This is a genomic window from Hydrogenophaga sp. 2FB, assembly GCF_005503365.1.
In the GTDB taxonomy this organism is placed as follows: domain Bacteria; phylum Pseudomonadota; class Gammaproteobacteria; order Burkholderiales; family Burkholderiaceae_C; genus Hydrogenophaga.
In genome coordinates this window covers 1-17,230 of sequence record NZ_SCML01000008.1, presented here as the reverse complement: position 1 = coordinate 17,230, position 17,230 = coordinate 1, and the positions used below count along the sequence as shown (strand labels likewise).

The following is a 17,230-nucleotide window of genomic DNA, read 5'->3' as shown; positions in this document are numbered from 1 at the left end:
TTGAGAGAACGCACCTGGTCTCTAGACACCACAGACCCCTCGGACCGGGCGCTCCCTCGCACCCTGCGGCGGGATGCGGTCATTCCTGAGCGTGAACGTGTACGTGAACATCATGCGCACGACGGTAACGCGCGCCGTGCGGCTGCGTGGCCCAGGCGCTGTCGGGTGTTTCACATGTTGAACCCTTGCGCATGCCCTTACTGCAGGCCACGCGAAGGTGGTCCATCATCAAAGGTGTGCACGCCCTCGCCCCTTCGTTCCCGTCAGACACCTCGCGCCACGAGACGCCCTGTGGCGATGGCGTCATGGTCTGGCGGCGCTGGGGCGAGGGCGAGCCGGTGCTGCTGCTGCACGGCGGCAGCGGCAGCTGGACCCACTGGCTGCGCAACATCGACACCATCGTGGACGCGGGGCGTTCGGCGTGGATTCCCGACCTGCCCAACTTCGGCGACTCGGCGAGCCTGGGCGATCAGGCCGACGCGGACGCAGTGGTCGCACCCTTGCTGCAGGGCATGGAGGTGTTGTTGGGTCGGGCTTCGCGCGACATGGTGGCGTTCTCCTTCGGCAGTCTCGTCGCCAGCCTGCTGGCGGCCGCGCATCCCGACCGCGTGCGACGGCTGTTGCTGGTGGGACCACCCGTGTTGCCGCTGCGCAGTGGCAAGGGGGTGGCACTGCGTCCCTGGCAGCACCTGTCCAGTGCGGCCGAGCAGGCCGATGTGCACCGCGCCAATCTCGCGGCCATCATGTTCCACGACCCGTGCGCGATTGACGCGCACACGGTGGCCCTGCAGGCCGCCAATGCCGCGCGAGACCGCATGCGCCGGCGCCGGCTGGTCACCACGGACGCCTTTGCCCGGGCGTTGGCCCACATTGGGTGCGACACCAGCGCCGTGTTCGGCGCGCAGGACACGCTCTACCGCGATGCATGGCCGAGCGTGCGCGCTGTTCTGGACGCATGCCCCGGGTTCCGTGGCATGACGCTGGTGCCCGACGCCGGGCACTGGGTTCAGTACGAGGCGGCCAGCGCTTGCAATCAGATCCTCCGGCAGTGGCTGAGTGCTAGCCCACCGGCACCTGTCCATCCTTGAGCACGCGCAACACGAAGCTGGACTTGCTGTGTCGGATGCCCGGGATCTTGTAGAGCTTTTCGCGCAACAGGCGCTCGTAGTCGCGCGTGTCTTTCACGGCGATGCGGATGTAGTAGTCGTAGTCGCCCGACACCAGGTAGGCGTCCATCACCTCGGGGATCTCGGCCAGCACGCGGCCGAACTGGAACAGCGTCTCGTCGGTGTGGCTCTCCAGGGTGAGCTGCACGATCACCGTGTCGCGGTAGCCCAGGCGCGTGCGGTCCAGCTCGATGCGGTACTGCCGGATCACCCCCTCGGCCTCCAGTCGCTTGATGCGGCTCCAGCAGGTGGTGGGCGAAAGCTTCACCGCCGCGCCGATCTCCTGCAGCGTGCGGCGCGAGTCTTCCAGCAGCTCGCGCAGGATGGCCAGGTCGTGCTTGTCGAACAGAACCGGTGGTTTTTCTTCTTCAGCCGCATTTTTCCGAATGATTTTCGACGTTGCCATGGTTTGGCCTCCGAACAAAGAAGCACATTTTGGCCGGGATTGAGAAAAATCTGCGCATGAAAACCGAATCCCTCGAAAACCCCCTGACCTCGGCCGCCGAAGCCTGCACCGCGCGCAACGGTGCCGAAACCCTGCTCGACACACTGGTCGCCTGCGGTGTCGACACGATCTTCGGCTACCCCGGCGGCGCGGCGCTGCCGCTGTACGACGCGCTGCACGGCCAGCCCGCGATCCGCCATGTGCTGGTGCGCCACGAGCAGGCCGCCGTGCACGCGGCCGAGGGTTACGCGCGCACCACCGGCCGCCTGGGTGTGGTGCTGGTCACCTCGGGGCCCGGCGTGGGCAACACCATCTCGGGCCTGCTCGATGCCATCAGCGATTCGGTGCCGGTGCTGTGCATCAGTGGGCAGGTCGCCTCGGGCGTGATCGGCACACAGGCGTTTCAGGAATGCGACGCGCTGGGCATCTCGCGCCCGGTGACCAAGTGGAACCACCAGCCGCGCGACGCGAACGATATCGCCGAGGCGGTGCGCGAAGCGGTGCGCATTGCGCTCGGGGGCCGGCCCGGGCCGGTGCTGCTGGACCTGCCGAAGGACGTGCAGCTGCAGCGCGTCGATGCGGCGGCGCCGGCCGAAGTGCCGGTCGTGTCGCCTGCGCCCGCGCTACCGCCGCAGGAATCTCTGCACGCCGCCGCCATGCTCATCGCGCAGGCGCAACGCCCCGTGCTGTACGGCGGCGGTGGCCTCATCAACGCGGGCGAAACGGCGTGCGAGCGCTTCACGGCACTGGCGCGCGACTGGCACTTGCCCACCACGCTCACGCTGATGGGCCTGGGCGCCATGCCCACGTCCGACCCCAACTTCCTCGGCATGTTGGGCATGCACGGCACCGTGGAGGCCAACCTGGCCATGCACCACGCCGACCTGATCGTCTGCGTCGGCGCGCGGTTCGACGACCGCATCACCGGCCGCCTGAGCGACTTCGCGCCGCGCGCGCGCAAGATCCACATCGACATCCACCCCGGCAACATCGGCAAGGTGATCCCGGTCGACGTGGCCTTGGCGGGCGACTGCGACGCAGTGCTGGAGGCGCTCACCGCCCTGTTGCCCGCACCGCTGCCGGCCGAACGTCTGGACCCGTGGTGGGCGCGCATCGGGCACTGGCGTTCGGCCGACTGCCTGGCCTTCACGCCCAGCGACACCACCGTCCTGCCGCAGCAGTTGATGCGCGCGGTGCGGACACAACTCGAAGGGCGCGACGCCATCGTCTCCACCGACGTGGGCCAACACCAGATGTGGGCCGCGCAACACCTGGCCATCGAACGGCCGCGGCGCTGGCTCACCTCGGGCGGCGCTGGCACCATGGGCTACGGCCTGCCGGCGGCGATCGGCGCGCAGATCGCGCACCCCGACAAGACCGTGGTCTGCGTGAGCGGCGACGCCTCGGTGCTGATGAACATCCAGGAGCTGTCGACCGCGGTGCAGCACGCCACGCCGGTCAAGCTGGTGCTGTGCAACAACGGCTACATGGGCATGGTGCGCCAGTGGCAGCAGCTCAACCACGGCAACCGCCTGAGCCACAGCTGGAACGCGGCCCTGCCCGATTTCGTGGCGCTGGCGCGCGCCTTCGGCTGGGGCGCGCGGCGTGTCGACCATCCACGGGAACTCGACGAAGCGCTCGCCGAATGCCTGGCCCACGACGGTCCCTTCTTTCTGGACGTGCGCGTCGCCGCACAGGAAAACTGCTACCCCATGATGCCCGCCGGCCGTGGCCACCACGAGGTCATGCTGGCCGACGACCGCTGGTATTGCGACGATTCCGCTTGATGGGCCTGTGAAAGCGGTCAGAGCGGTGGGCGCGCTGGATCGCTACAACCACTTTGGCAAAATCGTCCTCGGCTTGAGATGGCGCATCCATGCCATCTGGCAAGATCACCGCAGAGCGACCCACAAGTTCACGCATCTCCTTGCAATCCAGCGAACCACACCATGGCAATCCCCGCAGACGTATCCAAGCTCTCCTACGCCGAACTTCAAAAGATGATCGAGGACGTCCAGCAGCAAATTGCTGTGAAGCGGGTTGAGGAGATCAAGGTGCTGGCCGATGCCTACGCCAAGAAGACCACCGCGGCAGGCTTCACCATACGGGAAGCCATCGATGCCCTGAAGCCGTACCTGCCCAAGAAAGACGCCGGGGTGGTGAAGTACCGCGACCCGGCGAACACGGAAAACACCTGGAGCGGCAAAGGCCGTGTGCCGCGCTGGCTGCAGGCCTACCTGGACGCAGGCCAGCAGAAAGAGGCGTTTCTGGTCTGGTAGGGCGCGAACGCGACAAGGGGCGGCGAGACATATCCATTGCCGGTTTCCCGGCCGGGTATTCGAACCAGTCGCGCACGCAGCGCACGGTGGTCAACGACGCAGACCGGCTGCGCAAATTCCTGCTGAAGTTCGGGTTGAGCTGGGATGCCATACGGTCGGCGGTTTGACGACCGCGCTGCAAGGTCCATGGCCCTTGGAGGCCTACGCCGAAAAGCCGATCAAGCAGGCGGGGATCGTGCCGGAGTAAGCCTCAGCCCCAGTTCTCCAGCACCACCTTGCCGCGCGCCTTGCCCGATTCGATCAACGCGTGGGCGCGCTGGAGGTTGGCGGCGTTGATGGGGCCGAAGTGCTCGGCCAGCGTGGTGCGGATCAGGCCGGCGTCGACCAGCGCGGCCACTTCGTTGAGCAGGCGGTGCTGGCCGATCATGTCGGCGGTGCCGAAGAGCGCGCGGGTAAACATCAGCTCCCAGTGCACCGAGACCGACTTGCGTTTGAACTTCGTGATGTCCAGCGACGTGGGGTCGTCGATCAACCCGAACTTGCCCTGCGGCGCGATGGCTTCGACGATCTGCGCGAAATGCGCGTCGGTCTGCGTGAGGCTCACGATGTGGTCCACGGTGGGGAAGCCGACGCGCCGCAGTTCTTCGGCAATCGGCTTGCCGTGGTCGATCACGTGGTGCGCGCCGAGTTCTTTCACCCAGGCCTGCGTTTCGGGCCGCGATGCGGTGCCGATCACGGTGAGGCTGGTCAATCGCGTGGCCAGTTGCGTGAGGATGGAGCCCACGCCGCCCGAGGCGCCGATGATGAGCAGGGTTCGGGCGTCGGGCGACTTGCCCGGCGCGATGCCCAGGCGGTCGAACAGCATTTCCCACGCGGTGATGGCCGTGAGCGGCAGCGCGGCGGCTTGCGCGAAGTCGAGTGAGGCCGGCATGTGGCCGACGATGCGCTCGTCCACCAGGTGCCGTTCGCTATTGGTGCCGGGGCGTGCGATCGAGCCGGCGTACCAGACGCGATCACCCGGTTGGAACAGCGTGACCTCCGGCCCCACGGCACGGACGATGCCGCTCGCGTCCCAGCCCAGTACCTTGTAGTCCTGGTCCGCGGCCGGTGCACTGTTGGCGCGCACCTTGGTGTCCACGGGGTTCACCGAGACCGCCTTCACGTCCACGAGCAGGTCGCGGCCGGTGGCCACGGGTTCGGGCAGCGTGATGTCGATCAGCGCGTCGGGCAGGCTGATGGCTTGGGGCTTCTGGTATCCAACGGCTTTCATGGGCGTGCTTTCAAGGTCAAGGTGAAAAGCGCGATCTTGAACCGAGTGCCTTGATTGAAAAAGTGGTGAAACCATGAAGGCAGCTTCAAAGGATGTTTGAATATGGTGACCATGAAAGCCCTGCAAGACCTGGACATCTTCGTGCGCACGGTCGACAGCGGCAGCCTGTCGGCCACCGCGCGCCTGCTCGATCTCACACCCGCGGCCACCAGCGCCGCACTCAAGCGCCTGGAGGCCGAGCTGGGCGTGCCACTGTTCGTGCGCTCCACGCGCAGCCTGCGGCTCACGCAAGAGGGCGAGCGTTTCCTTGAGCAGTGCCGCCCGGCGCTGGAGGCACTGCAACAGGCCAGCCAGCAACTGGCCGCGGGCGAGCACGGCTTGCGCGGCACGTTGCGACTTGCCGCGCCATCGGATCTGGGTCGAAACGTGCTGCTGCCCTGGCTCGACGCGTTCCAGGACACGCACCCGCAGGTGGACATCCGCCTGTTGCTGTCGGACAGCCGGGCCAACGTCTACAGCGAGCCGGTCGACGCGGCCTTTCGTTATGGCAAACCGCCGGACTCCAACCTCGTGGCCCTGTCGCTGGCGGCTTCGCACCGCCGCGTGCTGTGCGCCTCGCCGGCCTACCTGCAGCGGCACGGCGCGCCCGCCACGCCGCACGAACTGGTGCAACACGATTGCGTGTGTTTCATGCTCCACGACGAGGTGCACGACCGTTGGCGTTTCTCGCGCGAAGATGGCGCGCCGGAGATCACGGTGCGGGTGAAGAGCGTCAACGTGGCCAACGACGGCGACGTGGTGCGGCGCTGGGCCTTGCTCGGCAGGGGCATTGCCTACAAGTCGTTTTTCGACGTCGCCGACGACCTCGCGCAAGGCCGCCTGCAGGCGCTGTGCACCGACTGGACCACCGAAGCCGTGTCGCTGTTTCTCGTGATGCCAAGCCGATGTCAACTCACGCCACTGATGCGCAGCCTGCGCGATTTCGTGGTGTTGCGCACGGCGGCGTTGGCGGCCACCTCGGGCAAGCGTTCCTAGACGACCATCGGCGTCACAGCGCCATCGATCGAAAGAATCGAGCCCGAGATATAGCTGGCGCGTGGTGAACACAAGAACAGCACGGCGTTGGCGACCTCCTCCGAGGTGGCGACGCGACCCAACGGCATTCGAGCGGTCATGCGCGCGAGCGCTTCGTCTCGGGTGATGTTGTTGGCGCTCGCGTCGACGGCAAGGCCCGCGTCCATTCGCTCGGTGTGCGTGATCGAGGGGTTGACCGCATTGACCCGGACGCCGAGCGGTCCATACGCGTTTGCCAGGCCCGCGCTGAGCAACATCAACGCCGCATTGGCGGCCCCACCCGGCAGGTGCGTGGGCGAAGCCAGCTTGCCGCCCATGCCGACCACGTTGAGCACCGATCCCGTTCCCCGTGCCGCCATGCGTTTGATGACCGGGTCGATGACGTTGACGTAGGTGAAGAACTTCGCGTCCATGGCGTCACGCCATTGCTGCGGCGTGAGTTCCGCAGGCACGGTGCGCCGCGCGGCACCGGCCGAGTTGACGAGGATGTCGATGGGGCCCTGCGTTTTCTCCGCGTCGTTCACGGCAACTTCGGCGCTCTTCGCATCCGCAAGATCTGCGCTGACGATGTGGACGCGCGATGCGGGCCAGGCGGTCAACAGGCTTGCTTTGGCGGCTTCCAGCGCAGGCCGTCCCCTGGCCACCAAGGTCACCTTGCCGCCTTCCGCGAGAAACCCGAATGCACAGGCGAGCCCGATGCCTTTGCTGCCTCCTGTGATCACAACGTGTTGGTTCTTGAGCTGGAGATCCATGGCGATTCGATGGTGGGCAACGAGGGTGGCGGGATGTGCGTACTGTAGGGTGCCTTGGGCCATAGGGCTGGCCCGGGTCGTGTCAAAGCGCGACCGGTGCCAGACTTTACCCAATTGCCTCGGTGAAACGAGGAGCGAGTAGGGACTCTTGCATTCGTTGGCTCAACGACAGCGGATCAGGCTCCCGCCTTCAGTGTGCCGCCCTTGGACAAGGGCGGCACGAGATGCTGATATAGGCTCAGCCAGCCCTTTTTCTCGCTCGGTACGAACGCAGGCAGCTCCGCGCGGCGAGATTCCCATTCGGAGGCGTCCAGCAACAGATCCACCTGGCGTCGCGCGATGTCGATGGCCACGGTGTCGCCGTCGCGCACCAGTGCGGTCGGGTCGCCGTCTGCGGCTTCGGGCAGCACCACTTGGTTCGGGCGGATCCTGGGCGTGTTGACCGGCCCCCCGTTCTTCGCATGACGATCGCCACGCCGATGGGGAGTCGCGATTTCCGGTTTCTGCGCGAGGCGGGTCGGACCGGCTTCCTGTTGTCACCGGCGCTGGTCTCAACCGAAGCCGCCGCGCATTTTTTCAATGCCGAGAGCCGCCCAGCAGACAATGTCTTCGGTCTTTCGATCCAGACGCCCAGCGGACCCGTGCCTTGGTTTGACCCGAATATTTCAGTAAAACTGTGCGTGCGCTCCTGGGCCCCAGAGCTTCAGACAAGGTAAAAATCGGCCATAGGGCGCCAGTTGATCTGTACCTGCGGCGTGAAGCGTCCAACGGCACTCCGCACCGTGCGGCTGAGCAGTGCCCGACGGTGCGGCCAACCGCTTACACCGCCTCACGAACCGCTGCTTCGATCGCGGCGATATCTATCTTCCGCTGATTCATCATCGCTGCCATCGCCGAGGCAGACACCTTCTTGTCGGCACTTGTCGTCAACTCGGTCAGCCGCCGCGGGAAGACTTGCCAGGACACCCCGTAGCGATCCTTGAGCCAGCCGCAGACGCTCTCCTCGCCGCCGTCCGCCGTCAGCGCCGCCCACAGCCGGTCGGTCTCGGCCTGGTCATCCGTCGCGACCGAAATCGACACCGCCTCGGTGAGCGTGAAGACCGGCCCGGCATCGAGAATCTGATAGGGCACCCCGCCGAGCGAGAAATCGATCACCGAGAAGGCGCCGTGCCCCGCATCGCCTGAAAAGGTCGTCTCGACCCGGCTTCCCGGGATCAGAGAACAGTAGAAATCAGCGGCCTCACGGCCCCGCCCGTCGCGGAACCAGAGGCAGGTACGAATGGAACTGGTCATGGCGTTGCTCCTTTGCTTGGGTGGATGGATGGACAGACAACTCGCCCGCCTTCAATATCACGACGATCGGCAGGCACCCGAATCGACAGACATGGGTGCACCGGAGTACTCCATCTCAAGCACGACCCACTCACGGTACGACACGCCGAAGCGTTTCTGAATCCGGCACAGCGTGGCATCCATTTGCTGCAAGGGCTTCATCGTGGCCGTGATGGGCAGGCGTTGCCTTTCGTGGCTGGGACGTTCTGCGACGAGCACGATCCCGCTGCGCAACGCCACGGCGTCCGACGACGCCGATTCCGCGTGCACGCTCACCCGCCCCGTGCGGGACCAGGCGTCGGCTGTCAGTGCCAGAGCGATATCGTCCATGCCATCGCGCACTTCCACACCCCACTGCTCATGTGGCCAGAACGGCGCCTTGTTGAGCAGATAGCGCACACCTCGGCGCACGGTGAGCGCGAAGGGTGCGCTGTCGTGCTCCGGACTCCAGGAGATTGCGCCCAGTTCGGCGGCGACCGCCGCAGCCTTCTCGCGCCCACCCATTGCCTCCACCAGGGCCAGCGCGACCGGAATGGATGCCGTGATACCGGTCGTGGTGGCCACGTCTCGATCCACCAGGTAGCGTTGGTGCGGCACATGGATCGACCCAGGGTGGCGCTCCAGTACCTTGCCGCGCGAAGACCAGTGGCCAGCGAAGCGGCGGCCGTCGAGCAGCCCGGCGCTGCCGACCACCAAGGTGCCGTTGCACACACCGACGATGCGCGCGCCGTTTTCGGCCTGGCGTCGCACCCAGGCCGTGACGGCGGGATCAGCATCGTTGCTCATCGCCGGCACGATCACGTAGTCAGCCCCCGAGGGGTGAACGCGGTCAAAACCTTCGAAGTCGTGCGGCACTTCCACCTGAAGCGCGGGGAACAGATCGACCCGTCCGCGTCGCGACGCCACCGCCTTCACGTCGGCCACGTCGGCGCGCTGCAGCACCGCGTGCGTCAGCAGAAAGTCGGTGGTTTCGGTGCCCTCGTTGAGCGAAACAATCGCCACCACGGGTCGGCCCGCGTGGCGGGGCTTCATGGCGCGCACGAAGGCCTGCGTTTGCTGTTCGCGCAGGGCTGGGTCCGTGGGTGCCGGCGGCATATCCATGCCCGCACTGCAACCGGCCACCAACAACGCCGCAGTACACGATACGATCATCGCCATCGATCTGAACATCGCCACTCCAGAATCCGAATCAAGCCGTGACCTTACGTAGTCTGACTCCAGCGTGCAAGGACGAAAAGGCCGCGCATTCTGCCATCGACGTGGTGCTTGTCGCTTTCGATGGTGCCGAAGCGATCGATGTCGCCGGGCCGGCCAGCGTCTTCACCAAGGCCGAGCACCTTCGTCCCGGAACGTATCGCCTTCACACCGCGTCAGCCACCGGCGGCACGGTTGTGACGAACGCCGGACTGAGCCTCAGCGGTTTCTGCCGTCTTGACGAGTTGCCGAACCGCATCGATACGATCATCGTTGCGGGCGGCGAAGAAGCGGGCGTGCGCGCCGCCATCGTCGACCATGAAGTAAGCGCCTGGCTGTCGAAAGTTGCCCCTGGTGTCCGGCGTGTGGCCAGCGTGTGCAGCGGCGCTTTCGCGCTCGCCGCGGCGGGGTTGCTCGACGGCCGCCGGGCAACCACGCACTGGCGCGTGTGCGACCAGTTGCAGACGATGCGGCCGCAGGCGTGCGTGGAGCGCGGTCTCGTGTATGTGCGCGATGGCCCGGTGTGGACATCGGCGGGCGTCACGACCGGCATCGAGTTGGCGCTGGCCTTGGTGGAAGACGACGTCGGGCGCGACGTGTCGATGGACATCGCGCGCACGCTGGCATTGCCACTGCTTCGCGCAGGCGATCAGACGCAACTGAGCGACACGTTGCAGGCGCAGTCGGCAGTGCGGCATCGCCTGCGCGACCTCATTGCATGGATCGGCCTTCATCCGGGCGAGGACCTTTCGGTGGGCGCACTTGCCGAGCGAGCGCACATGAGCGAACGGCAGTTCGCCCGCGCGTTTGCGGCCGAAGCCGGCACCACACCAGCCCGCTTCGTCGAGCAGGCCCGAGTGAAGACCGCAACGCGACTGTTGCGACAGACGCACTGGACGCAGGACAAGATCGCGAGCAGCAGCGGCTTCCGCTCAGTCGATGCGTTTCAGCGCGCGTTCCGGCGAGAGCATGGCGTCACGCCACGCACCTATCGCGAACGCGCTTGACGTCGGGACCGTAGGGCGCCAGAGTAGTTGCTCTGGCGCATCCTAGAAATCAAGGACTTACAAGACCTCGTGCCATAGGGCGGGCCCGGTTCGGGTCAGAGTTGGTGAGACTGGTCTACTTCGCTGCCAAAGTTCATGCCACTGGACTTCCGGCGTGAAGCCTCTTCCGTTCATCTCGACAATCAGGCTGCGACCGCTGCCTGACTTACACCAACCGGCCTCCACGACACGGGGCGGTTCATGTTGGTGCATCACAGCGACAGGGGTTCGCAATACGTCTCCATCGATGGCGACGCGCTCCAGGCCATCAAGGACATGGGCCTCGCGGCCAGACTGGCCCGGACGAACGCCGGCGAGGGTCAAGCGGTTGCTGCCGCTCGCTTGGGCGTGCATGTTCAGATGATCGCCCGAGTCGAGGCAGGGGAGCCGGGTGTTGCCATCGGGCATGTGTTGGGGTTGCTCGCGCTGTACGGCATCGCAACGAAGCTACACCTACCCGGATCTTGACGTGACATCCAGAAGGTCCGGACAGCTGCTGTGCAGCGAGGCTGTGTGAAAACCCTCTCCCAGCCTGAAGTTGAACTCGGTAGAGTTCATAGGCATATTGGACACGGGGGTCAATATGTCGAGGTACATCGAAGGTCAGGACAGGCAGCAGGTCACGTTGTTGCCGGAGTGCCTGGATGACTTCATTGCAGAAGACAACACGGTCCGGATCGTGGACGTCTTCATCAATGAGTTGGACCTGGTCGGTTTGGGTTTCGATGGCGCAAAGCCGGCTGCAACGGGCCGGCCTTCGTATCACCCCTCGGTGCTGTTGAAGCTGTACCTCTACGGCTACCTCAACCGCATCCAGTCAAGCCGCAGGCTGGAGCGCGAATGCCAGCGCAACGTGGAGCTGATGTGGCTGACGGGCCGGCTCGCCCCTGACTTCAAGACCATCGCGGACTTCCGCCGCGACAACGGTAAAGGCATCCGCAATGTCTGCCGTCGCTTCGTGATGCTGTGCCGCGAGTTGAAGCTGTTCACCGACGCCGTTGTGGCCATCGACGGCAGCAAGTTCAAGGCGGTCAACAATCGCGAGCGCAACTACACGCCAGGCAAGATCGAGCGCCGCGAGCGGGAATTGGAGGAGAGCATCCAGCGCTACCTTGATGCCTTGGAGACTGCAGATCGAACCCAGCCCGTTGAGATGCAGGTAAAGACCGAGCGCCTGCAGGGCAAGATTCAAAAGATGCGCCAGCGACTGCAAGACCTTCAAGTCGTCAAGGCGCAACTGGAGAGGGTGCCTGATCGGCAGATCTCCCAGACCGACCCTGACGCACGAGCCATGACCACCCACAGCGCCAAAGGCACGGCCATGGTGGGCTACAACGTGCAGACAGCGGTGGACACGAAGAACCATCTGATCGTCGCCCACGAGGTCACCAACAACGGCAGTGACCGTTCACAACTCAGTGCGATCGCTTTGGCCGCGCGCGATGCGATGGGCAAGCGCAGATTGATGGCCATCGCTGACCGCGGCTACTACAACAGCATGCAGCTCAAGACATGTGACGACAGCGGGATTGCAGCGCTTGTGCCCAAGCCCATGACATCCAATGCGCGGGCAGAGGGCCGGTTCGACAAGACAGATTTCATCTACACCGCTCGCGACGACGAGTACCAATGCCCTGCGGGCCAGCGGGCGATTCGCCGCTTCAGCCGCGAAGAGGCTGGACTGCAGATCAGCATCTATTGGTCCAGTGCCTGCCCTGGCTGTGCCATGAAGGCGCAATGCACAACGGGCGACTACCGACGCATCAGGCGATGGGAGCATGAGCAAGTCATGGATAAGGCCCAGCAACGGCTGGACCAGATGCCCAACGCCATGACGGTGCGCAAGAGCACCGTAGAACATGTGTTCGGCACCCTCAAGCACTGGATGGGCTGGACGCACTTCCTGACCCGAGGCATCCAGAACGTGGCAACCGAGATGAGCCTGAACGTGCTGGCTTACAACTTCAAACGCGTCCTCAGCATCCTGGGCTTTGAGGGGAGCAAGAAAGCGATGCGGTTGTTGGGTGCATAGGCGCCCTTTGCGGTCGCTGCAGGCCCGAAATACGGGCCCGAGAGGGCTCCAACATCGCCTTGGCGTCTCTCAGACGGCGTTAATTCGAAGAAACCGAAAAATCTGCAACCTGCGCGTAACTCGCTCAGGCTCCCAGGGAGTTATCACACGGCCTCCAGCGATTGCCGCCGGTGGCGCAATCAACTTGCATCAGTACGGTCAATCCCGTACGCTGGCCCGACGTCCACGCGCAACACCCGAGCCCCTGCGGGCCGCCGGGCCGGCCTTCCGGGGACGCGCAAAGGAGACCCAACCATGCCAAGCCGATCGAACGGCCTCGCGGCCGAAATGAAAGCCGTGCGAACGCTGGCGCTTGTGGGCGCCGCGGCCGCCGGCAAGAGTTCCCTCGCCGAGGCTTTGTTGTACAAGGCGGGGGCCATCGGAGCGTGCGGCAGCATCGAGCGCGGCAGCACCGTCAGCGACCACGACCCGCTGGAGCGCCGGATGCAGCACTCGCTCAACGCATCGGTGATGCACCTCACGCATGCCGGCACGCGCATCCACTTCATCGACACGCCCGGCGGCCCCGACTTCCTCGGCCAGAGCCTGCCAGCGCTGGAGGCGGTCGAGACGGCGGCGGTGGTCATCAATGCCGCCACCGGCATCGAGCCGATGACGGTGCGCATGATGGAGTACGCGGCCTCGCGCCACCTTGCCCGCATGATCATTGTCACCAAGATCGACGCGCAAGGCGTCTCGCTGGCGGGCCTGCTGGCCGACATCCAGGCCACCTTCGGCCGCGAATGCCTGCCGCTGAACCTGCCCGACGGCGTCGGCAGGCAGGTGATCGACTGCTTCTTCAACCGGTTCGGGCGCTCCGACTTCGGCCCCGTCGAAGCGGCACACCGCGCACTGGTCGAGCAGGTGGTCGAGGTCGACGCGGCCTTCGTCGACCGCTACCTCGAGGAAGGCGACGTGGACTCGGCGGAGCTGCACGCGCCGCTCGAGCAGGCGCTGCGCGAAGGCCACCTGATCCCGGTGTGCTTCGTCTCGTCGCGCAGCGGCGCCGGCGTGGCCGAGCTGCTGGATGTGATCGTCAAGCTCCTGCCCGACCCAACCGAGGGCAACCCGCCGGAATTCATCGTTGACGAAGGTGCGCAAGCCCAGCCCATGAAGGCCCTGCCCGATCCGTCGCTGCACGTGCTGGCGCACGTGTTCAAGGTCACCATCGACCCCTATGTCGGCAAGATGGGCGTCTTCCGCGTGCATCAGGGCACAGTCACGCGCGACAGCCAGCTCTACATCGGCGACGGCCGCAAGCCCTTCAAGGTGGGGCACCTGTTCATGCTCCAGGGCAAGGACCATGTCGAGGTGTCGCGCGCGCTGCCCGGCGACATCGTGGCGGTGGCCAAGGTCGAGGAGATCCATTTCGATGCCGTGCTGCACGATGCGGCCGAAGACAGCCACGTGCATCTTGCGCCGCTGTCGTTCCCCGTACCGGTGTACGGCCTGGCCGTGGAGCCCAAGCGCCATGGCGACGAGCAGCGCGCCTGGGAGATTCTCGGCAAGCTCGCAGCCGAGGATCCGTGCCTGCGCATCGATCACGTGGCCGCGACCAACGAGACGGTGCTCCACGGGCTCGGCGAGCTGCACCTGCGCATCGTGCTCGAACGCCTGCGCGAGGTGTACCGCTTCGAGGTCCAGACGCGGCCGCCGCGCATCGCCTACCGCGAGACCGTGACCGCGCCGGCCGAGGGCCACCACCGCCACAAGAAGCAGACCGGCGGCGCCGGCCAGTTCGCCGAAGTCTTCCTGCGCATCGAGCCGCTGGCGCGTGGTGCGGGTTTCGAATTCGCCGACGAAGTCAGGGGCGGTGCGATCCCGGGCCAGTTCATCCCCGCGGTCGAGAAGGGCGTGCGCGAAGTGTTGGCGTACGGCGCGATCGCCGGCTACCCCGTGGTCGACGTGCGCGTCGTGGTGTACGACGGCAAGCACCACAGCGTGGACAGCAAGGACATCGCCTTTGCGACCGCCGGTCGCAAAGCCTTCATGGCCGCGATCCGCGAGGCCCGGGCAGCCGTGCTCGAGCCGATCGTCCAGATCGAGATCACCGTGCCCGAGCATTCCGTTGGCGACATCACGAGCGACCTGTCGTCGCGGCGCGGCCTGGTCACCGGTACGTCGGCCCAGGGCGGCGGCACGGTGTCCATCGGTGGGCAGGTGCCCGAGGTCGAACTGGCCAACTACCAGTCGCGGCTCCATGCGATGACCAGCGGCCAGGGCCGATACACCATCGCGTTGTCACACTACGAAGCCGTGCCGCCGGCCGTCCAGCAGACGCTGATGGGCCAGTATCGGGTACGCGAAGAGGACTAGGAGAGTTCAGCGCTACTTGATCACGAACAGGTTTAGGAAACGCCCGTGATTGGGTGCGAATCTCCTCCTGAAGCGACCCGGCGGAACTGCGAGGGAGACACCCCCATATGCTCCTTGAAGAATCGCGAGAAGTTGCCTGGCGAGGAGAAGCCCAGCTCCAGCGCGACCGATGTCAAGGGCTCTTCACGGAGAACGAGGCGACGCACCACTTCCTCCACGCGGACGGCGCTCCAGAACACCTGGGGTTTGGTGTTCAGTTGATCGCGAAACAGCGAGAAGAAGTGGGCGCGGGACAGGCCTACCTTGCCGGCCACATCCTCCACCGAAATGGGCTCAGCCATGTGCTCGCGCATGTACGCGATAGCCGCACGCAGCCGGTGATCGAGCAACGGTGTCCGGGTGGGCAAGCCTTGCTGACTCACGGGTGCCATCGTGGCATCGATGGCGGTACTGATCAATGACTCCACCTCGATTTCAAGCCGCTCCTTCAGATCGCTATGCGGCGTGAGCATCATGTCCAGGACGCGCCAACAGGCTTGTCTCAACTGAGCATTGATGGGGACGCGGGGCGAAGGGAAGAAGAACGGCCTGCCGCTGGCAGCACGGCGTTCATCCAGCCAGGTTTTCGCGTAGGGCGCCAAAGTAGTTGCTTTGGCACGTACCAAATTCAATGACTTACGGGGCCTCGTGACACAGCGTTGGGGCTGCCTGTGCCAAAGTTGATGCGACTGGCCAACGTCGCTGCCAAAGTTCTTGCGACTGGGGTCGGACATGTTTTTGGCGACCAAGTGGCCGCTGGCGCAAGGAAGTCGAGGTGTGCTTGGAGCTTCCGAGCTGGCCCTGCGCGTGACGGCGACGCGGCCCTCGTGCGTGCGTGCGGACTGGTGCCGACACGGTACCTACCGCCCCAGCCATGACGCGGGAGATGCGTTTGGCATTGACCAGTGCGATGCCCTAGGCGGTGCTGGCGGTTCACTACGGCATTCACCAGCCGGGGTATCGAAGGATTTAAGCCTCGCTGGCCAAGCAATGCGTGAAGGCTGCATCGCCGACGCGAGACAGGCCATCCTGTGTTGAAGCAGCTTCTTGATCGCCGAGGGAACCGCATCCCGAAGCAAGTGCAGTGCAGCGCTTTTCTACGAGCTCGTCCACATCAAGATCTGCGCAGTTCAGCATCGAGGACCTCGAGGACGCCTGCGGCAAGGTCAGCGGGGGATGTCGCCTTCGAGTGTGATGCGATTGAGCACACGCTCAACCTCGCCGTAGTCAGCCTTTGCCGCAGGAATCGCGACCTCCTGCCACTCGACCATACCGCCTTGTGTTGCCCACTTCGACGGGTTCACCCTTCGGCCAAAGCCTTGTTCCGAATGCTTCTGAGAAGTGCCAGTGCGCGCTCCGCGGCCTGCTCACCGCCTGCCCAAGAACCTCTGACAAAGGGCGGTCGAATGTTTTCTATGTCAGCAAGGGCATTCACCAGTTCGGCATCAGCGACGCTCAACCTGCGGAATTCATTGATCGTCAGCAAGTAGGTATGGAAAACGTCCTTGCTCACCGGGTTGACGTCCCTGCGATGCAGCGCAACATTCAGCCAGTGAGTCCCCGCGAGCATGGCCGCCTCGATCTTGATTTCATAGTCCTCTGGGCCGCACTTCTGCAGGGAGTTCTCAATGCGCCGCGCCGTGGTGATGTGCTGTTCAATGTGCATGGTTATGCCCCTATTCCGCGGGTGGACAGGAGCTCGAGGCAATGACGCAGAGCTTCGTCGCATTCTCGGATGATGGCTGGCGTCACGGGCTCTCCGTATCGCAAGCAGGGATCCCTGTGGTGCTCAATGATCTCCATCTGGTGCATCATCGTTGCAACATCTTCTGGCACCGGCGCCTCAACTTTCGGACGGCCCACGTGCAGCACGTCGCCCAAAGGCCGGAAAGCCGGCTGCAGCGATCCATCGGCCTGCGGCATCAAGTAGACGCCGGGCTGAGTGGGAAAGGCTTCTTCAGCCGCGGTGACCCCTGCGTCGTGCAGGGCGGCATTCACTGCGTGCGTGCCTGCAGTCATGCCGGCCCAGAACCATAGCTCGAAGTCCTGCTCTGGATCGAGTCGCTCTCGCAGAGCTTTCAGCTTGCCAATCTTTTCTAAGTGATCCGTCACATTCATGTGGTGTCTCCTAAATGTTCCCGTCCACGAGGGCTGCTGCCCTCGTTCGTGGCCGCAAGAATATTCCCATTCTTTTTCCAAGTCAACATAAACATACATAGGAGTATGACCTATGGAATTACTTTAAT

The 17,230-nt window shown here is 64.8% G+C and carries 18 protein-coding genes and 1 pseudogene; 10 read left to right on the top strand and 9 right to left on the bottom strand.

Features of this window, described 5'->3' with window-relative positions:
- Positions 1-191 precede the first annotated feature (191 nt).
- On the top strand, positions 192-1,088 hold the full coding sequence (locus FFS09_RS06730) for an alpha/beta fold hydrolase (RefSeq protein ID WP_252374268.1): 897 nt from the start codon (positions 192-194) through the stop codon (positions 1,086-1,088).
- On the opposite strand, the gene FFS09_RS06725 is transcribed toward FFS09_RS06730, so the two are convergent.
- A complete protein-coding gene (locus tag FFS09_RS06725) occupies positions 1,060-1,572 on the bottom strand; it encodes an Lrp/AsnC family transcriptional regulator (RefSeq protein ID WP_171019893.1) in 513 nt (170 codons plus the stop codon). The two genes, FFS09_RS06730 and FFS09_RS06725, sit on opposite strands and share 29 nt — an antisense overlap.
- A gap of 56 nt (positions 1,573-1,628) precedes the next feature.
- Between FFS09_RS06725 and ilvB the strand changes: the two genes are divergently transcribed.
- The 3 genes and pseudogenes from ilvB to FFS09_RS31675 all read left to right on the top strand — a co-directional run.
- Positions 1,629-3,398, top strand: coding sequence for a biosynthetic-type acetolactate synthase large subunit (gene ilvB / locus FFS09_RS06720; RefSeq protein WP_137918097.1), 1,770 nt, complete (start codon positions 1,629-1,631; stop codon positions 3,396-3,398).
- A gap of 162 nt (positions 3,399-3,560) precedes the next feature.
- On the top strand, positions 3,561-3,890 hold the full coding sequence (locus FFS09_RS06715) for an H-NS histone family protein (RefSeq protein WP_171019892.1): 330 nt from the start codon (positions 3,561-3,563) through the stop codon (positions 3,888-3,890).
- Positions 3,891-3,952: 62 nt separating this feature from the next.
- Positions 3,953-4,057, top strand: a pseudogene (locus FFS09_RS31675) (hypothetical protein); the annotation flags it as partial.
- Between the two features lie 83 nt (positions 4,058-4,140).
- Here FFS09_RS31675 and FFS09_RS06705 read toward each other — a convergent pair.
- Complete coding sequence (locus tag FFS09_RS06705) at positions 4,141-5,160, bottom strand: zinc-binding alcohol dehydrogenase family protein (protein ID WP_137918095.1); 1,020 nt, start codon at positions 5,158-5,160, stop codon at positions 4,141-4,143.
- Between the two features lie 111 nt (positions 5,161-5,271).
- Between FFS09_RS06705 and FFS09_RS06700 the strand changes: the two genes are divergently transcribed.
- Complete coding sequence (locus FFS09_RS06700; RefSeq protein WP_171019891.1) at positions 5,272-6,195, top strand: LysR family transcriptional regulator; 924 nt, start codon at positions 5,272-5,274, stop codon at positions 6,193-6,195.
- On the opposite strand, the gene FFS09_RS06695 is transcribed toward FFS09_RS06700, so the two are convergent.
- Together FFS09_RS06695 and FFS09_RS06690 are read right to left on the bottom strand one after the other, a co-directional pair.
- A complete protein-coding gene (locus FFS09_RS06695) occupies positions 6,192-6,986 on the bottom strand; it encodes an SDR family oxidoreductase (RefSeq protein WP_137918094.1) in 795 nt (264 codons plus the stop codon). The genes FFS09_RS06700 and FFS09_RS06695 overlap by 4 nt on opposite strands.
- Before the next feature lie 176 nt (positions 6,987-7,162).
- Entirely contained in the window at positions 7,163-7,396 is a 234-nt protein-coding gene (locus tag FFS09_RS06690) for a dihydroxy-acid dehydratase domain-containing protein (RefSeq protein WP_252374267.1), read from the bottom strand.
- Between the two features lie 51 nt (positions 7,397-7,447).
- On the opposite strand from FFS09_RS06690, the gene FFS09_RS06685 reads away from it, so the two are divergent.
- Positions 7,448-7,702, top strand: a complete 255-nt coding sequence (locus FFS09_RS06685) for a hypothetical protein (protein ID WP_137918093.1) — start codon at positions 7,448-7,450, stop codon at positions 7,700-7,702.
- A 103-nt stretch (positions 7,703-7,805) separates the two neighbouring features.
- Here the strand turns inward: FFS09_RS06685 and FFS09_RS06680 are convergent, their stop codons facing one another.
- Together FFS09_RS06680 and FFS09_RS06675 are read right to left on the bottom strand one after the other, a co-directional pair.
- Positions 7,806-8,279, bottom strand: coding sequence for a VOC family protein (locus FFS09_RS06680; RefSeq protein ID WP_137918092.1), 474 nt, complete (start codon positions 8,277-8,279; stop codon positions 7,806-7,808).
- A gap of 57 nt (positions 8,280-8,336) precedes the next feature.
- Entirely contained in the window at positions 8,337-9,488 is a 1,152-nt protein-coding gene (locus FFS09_RS06675; RefSeq protein WP_137918091.1) for a DJ-1/PfpI family protein, read from the bottom strand.
- Between the two features lie 26 nt (positions 9,489-9,514).
- Between FFS09_RS06675 and FFS09_RS06670 the strand changes: the two genes are divergently transcribed.
- The 4 genes from FFS09_RS06670 to fusA all read left to right on the top strand — a co-directional run bounded on the left by FFS09_RS06670 (position 9,515) and on the right by fusA (position 14,945).
- Positions 9,515-10,519: a GlxA family transcriptional regulator gene (locus tag FFS09_RS06670; RefSeq protein WP_137918090.1), complete on the top strand. Its 1,005-nt coding sequence runs from the start codon at positions 9,515-9,517 to the stop codon at positions 10,517-10,519.
- Between the two features lie 240 nt (positions 10,520-10,759).
- Positions 10,760-11,026: an XRE family transcriptional regulator gene (locus FFS09_RS06665; RefSeq protein ID WP_137918089.1), complete on the top strand. Its 267-nt coding sequence runs from the start codon at positions 10,760-10,762 to the stop codon at positions 11,024-11,026.
- A 115-nt stretch (positions 11,027-11,141) separates the two neighbouring features.
- A complete protein-coding gene (locus FFS09_RS06660; RefSeq protein ID WP_137918088.1) occupies positions 11,142-12,590 on the top strand; it encodes an IS1182 family transposase in 1,449 nt (482 codons plus the stop codon).
- 294 nt (positions 12,591-12,884) lie between these two features.
- On the top strand, positions 12,885-14,945 hold the full coding sequence (gene fusA, locus FFS09_RS06655) for an elongation factor G (RefSeq protein ID WP_137918087.1): 2,061 nt from the start codon (positions 12,885-12,887) through the stop codon (positions 14,943-14,945).
- Between the two features lie 32 nt (positions 14,946-14,977).
- Here fusA and FFS09_RS06650 read toward each other — a convergent pair whose 3' ends face one another.
- From FFS09_RS06650 to FFS09_RS06640, 3 genes are all read right to left on the bottom strand, one after another.
- On the bottom strand, positions 14,978-15,460 hold the full coding sequence (locus tag FFS09_RS06650) for a helix-turn-helix domain-containing protein (RefSeq protein WP_252374265.1): 483 nt from the start codon (positions 15,458-15,460) through the stop codon (positions 14,978-14,980).
- An 824-nt stretch (positions 15,461-16,284) separates the two neighbouring features.
- Positions 16,285-16,650 (bottom strand): hypothetical protein, encoded by a 366-nt coding sequence (locus FFS09_RS06645; protein ID WP_137918085.1) that lies wholly within the window; start codon positions 16,648-16,650, stop codon positions 16,285-16,287.
- Positions 16,651-16,652: 2 nt separating this feature from the next.
- Entirely contained in the window at positions 16,653-17,102 is a 450-nt protein-coding gene (locus FFS09_RS06640) for a hypothetical protein (RefSeq protein ID WP_137918084.1), read from the bottom strand.
- Between the last annotated feature and the right edge of the window lie 128 nt (positions 17,103-17,230).

Coding starts and splice junctions, on each gene's coding strand:
- FFS09_RS06640 (WP_137918084.1), bottom strand. CDS start 17,102: ATGAATGTGACGGATCACTTAGAAAAGATTGGCAAGCTGAAAGCTCTG.
- fusA (WP_137918087.1), top strand. CDS start 12,885: ATGCCAAGCCGATCGAACGGCCTCGCGGCCGAAATGAAAGCCGTGCGA.
- FFS09_RS06685 (WP_137918093.1), top strand. CDS start 7,448: ATGACGATCGCCACGCCGATGGGGAGTCGCGATTTCCGGTTTCTGCGC.
- FFS09_RS06700 (WP_171019891.1), top strand. CDS start 5,272: ATGAAAGCCCTGCAAGACCTGGACATCTTCGTGCGCACGGTCGACAGC.
- FFS09_RS06705 (WP_137918095.1), bottom strand. CDS start 5,160: ATGAAAGCCGTTGGATACCAGAAGCCCCAAGCCATCAGCCTGCCCGAC.
- FFS09_RS06650 (WP_252374265.1), bottom strand. CDS start 15,460: ATGATGCTCACGCCGCATAGCGATCTGAAGGAGCGGCTTGAAATCGAG.
- FFS09_RS06660 (WP_137918088.1), top strand. CDS start 11,142: ATGTCGAGGTACATCGAAGGTCAGGACAGGCAGCAGGTCACGTTGTTG.
- FFS09_RS06715 (WP_171019892.1), top strand. CDS start 3,561: ATGGCAATCCCCGCAGACGTATCCAAGCTCTCCTACGCCGAACTTCAA.
- FFS09_RS06725 (WP_171019893.1), bottom strand. CDS start 1,572: ATGGCAACGTCGAAAATCATTCGGAAAAATGCGGCTGAAGAAGAAAAA.
- ilvB (WP_137918097.1), top strand. CDS start 1,629: ATGAAAACCGAATCCCTCGAAAACCCCCTGACCTCGGCCGCCGAAGCC.
- FFS09_RS06665 (WP_137918089.1), top strand. CDS start 10,760: ATGTTGGTGCATCACAGCGACAGGGGTTCGCAATACGTCTCCATCGAT.
- FFS09_RS06730 (WP_252374268.1), top strand. CDS start 192: ATGCCCTTACTGCAGGCCACGCGAAGGTGGTCCATCATCAAAGGTGTG.
- FFS09_RS06675 (WP_137918091.1), bottom strand. CDS start 9,488: ATGTTCAGATCGATGGCGATGATCGTATCGTGTACTGCGGCGTTGTTG.
- FFS09_RS06645 (WP_137918085.1), bottom strand. CDS start 16,650: ATGCACATTGAACAGCACATCACCACGGCGCGGCGCATTGAGAACTCC.
- FFS09_RS06695 (WP_137918094.1), bottom strand. CDS start 6,986: ATGGATCTCCAGCTCAAGAACCAACACGTTGTGATCACAGGAGGCAGC.
- FFS09_RS06680 (WP_137918092.1), bottom strand. CDS start 8,279: ATGACCAGTTCCATTCGTACCTGCCTCTGGTTCCGCGACGGGCGGGGC.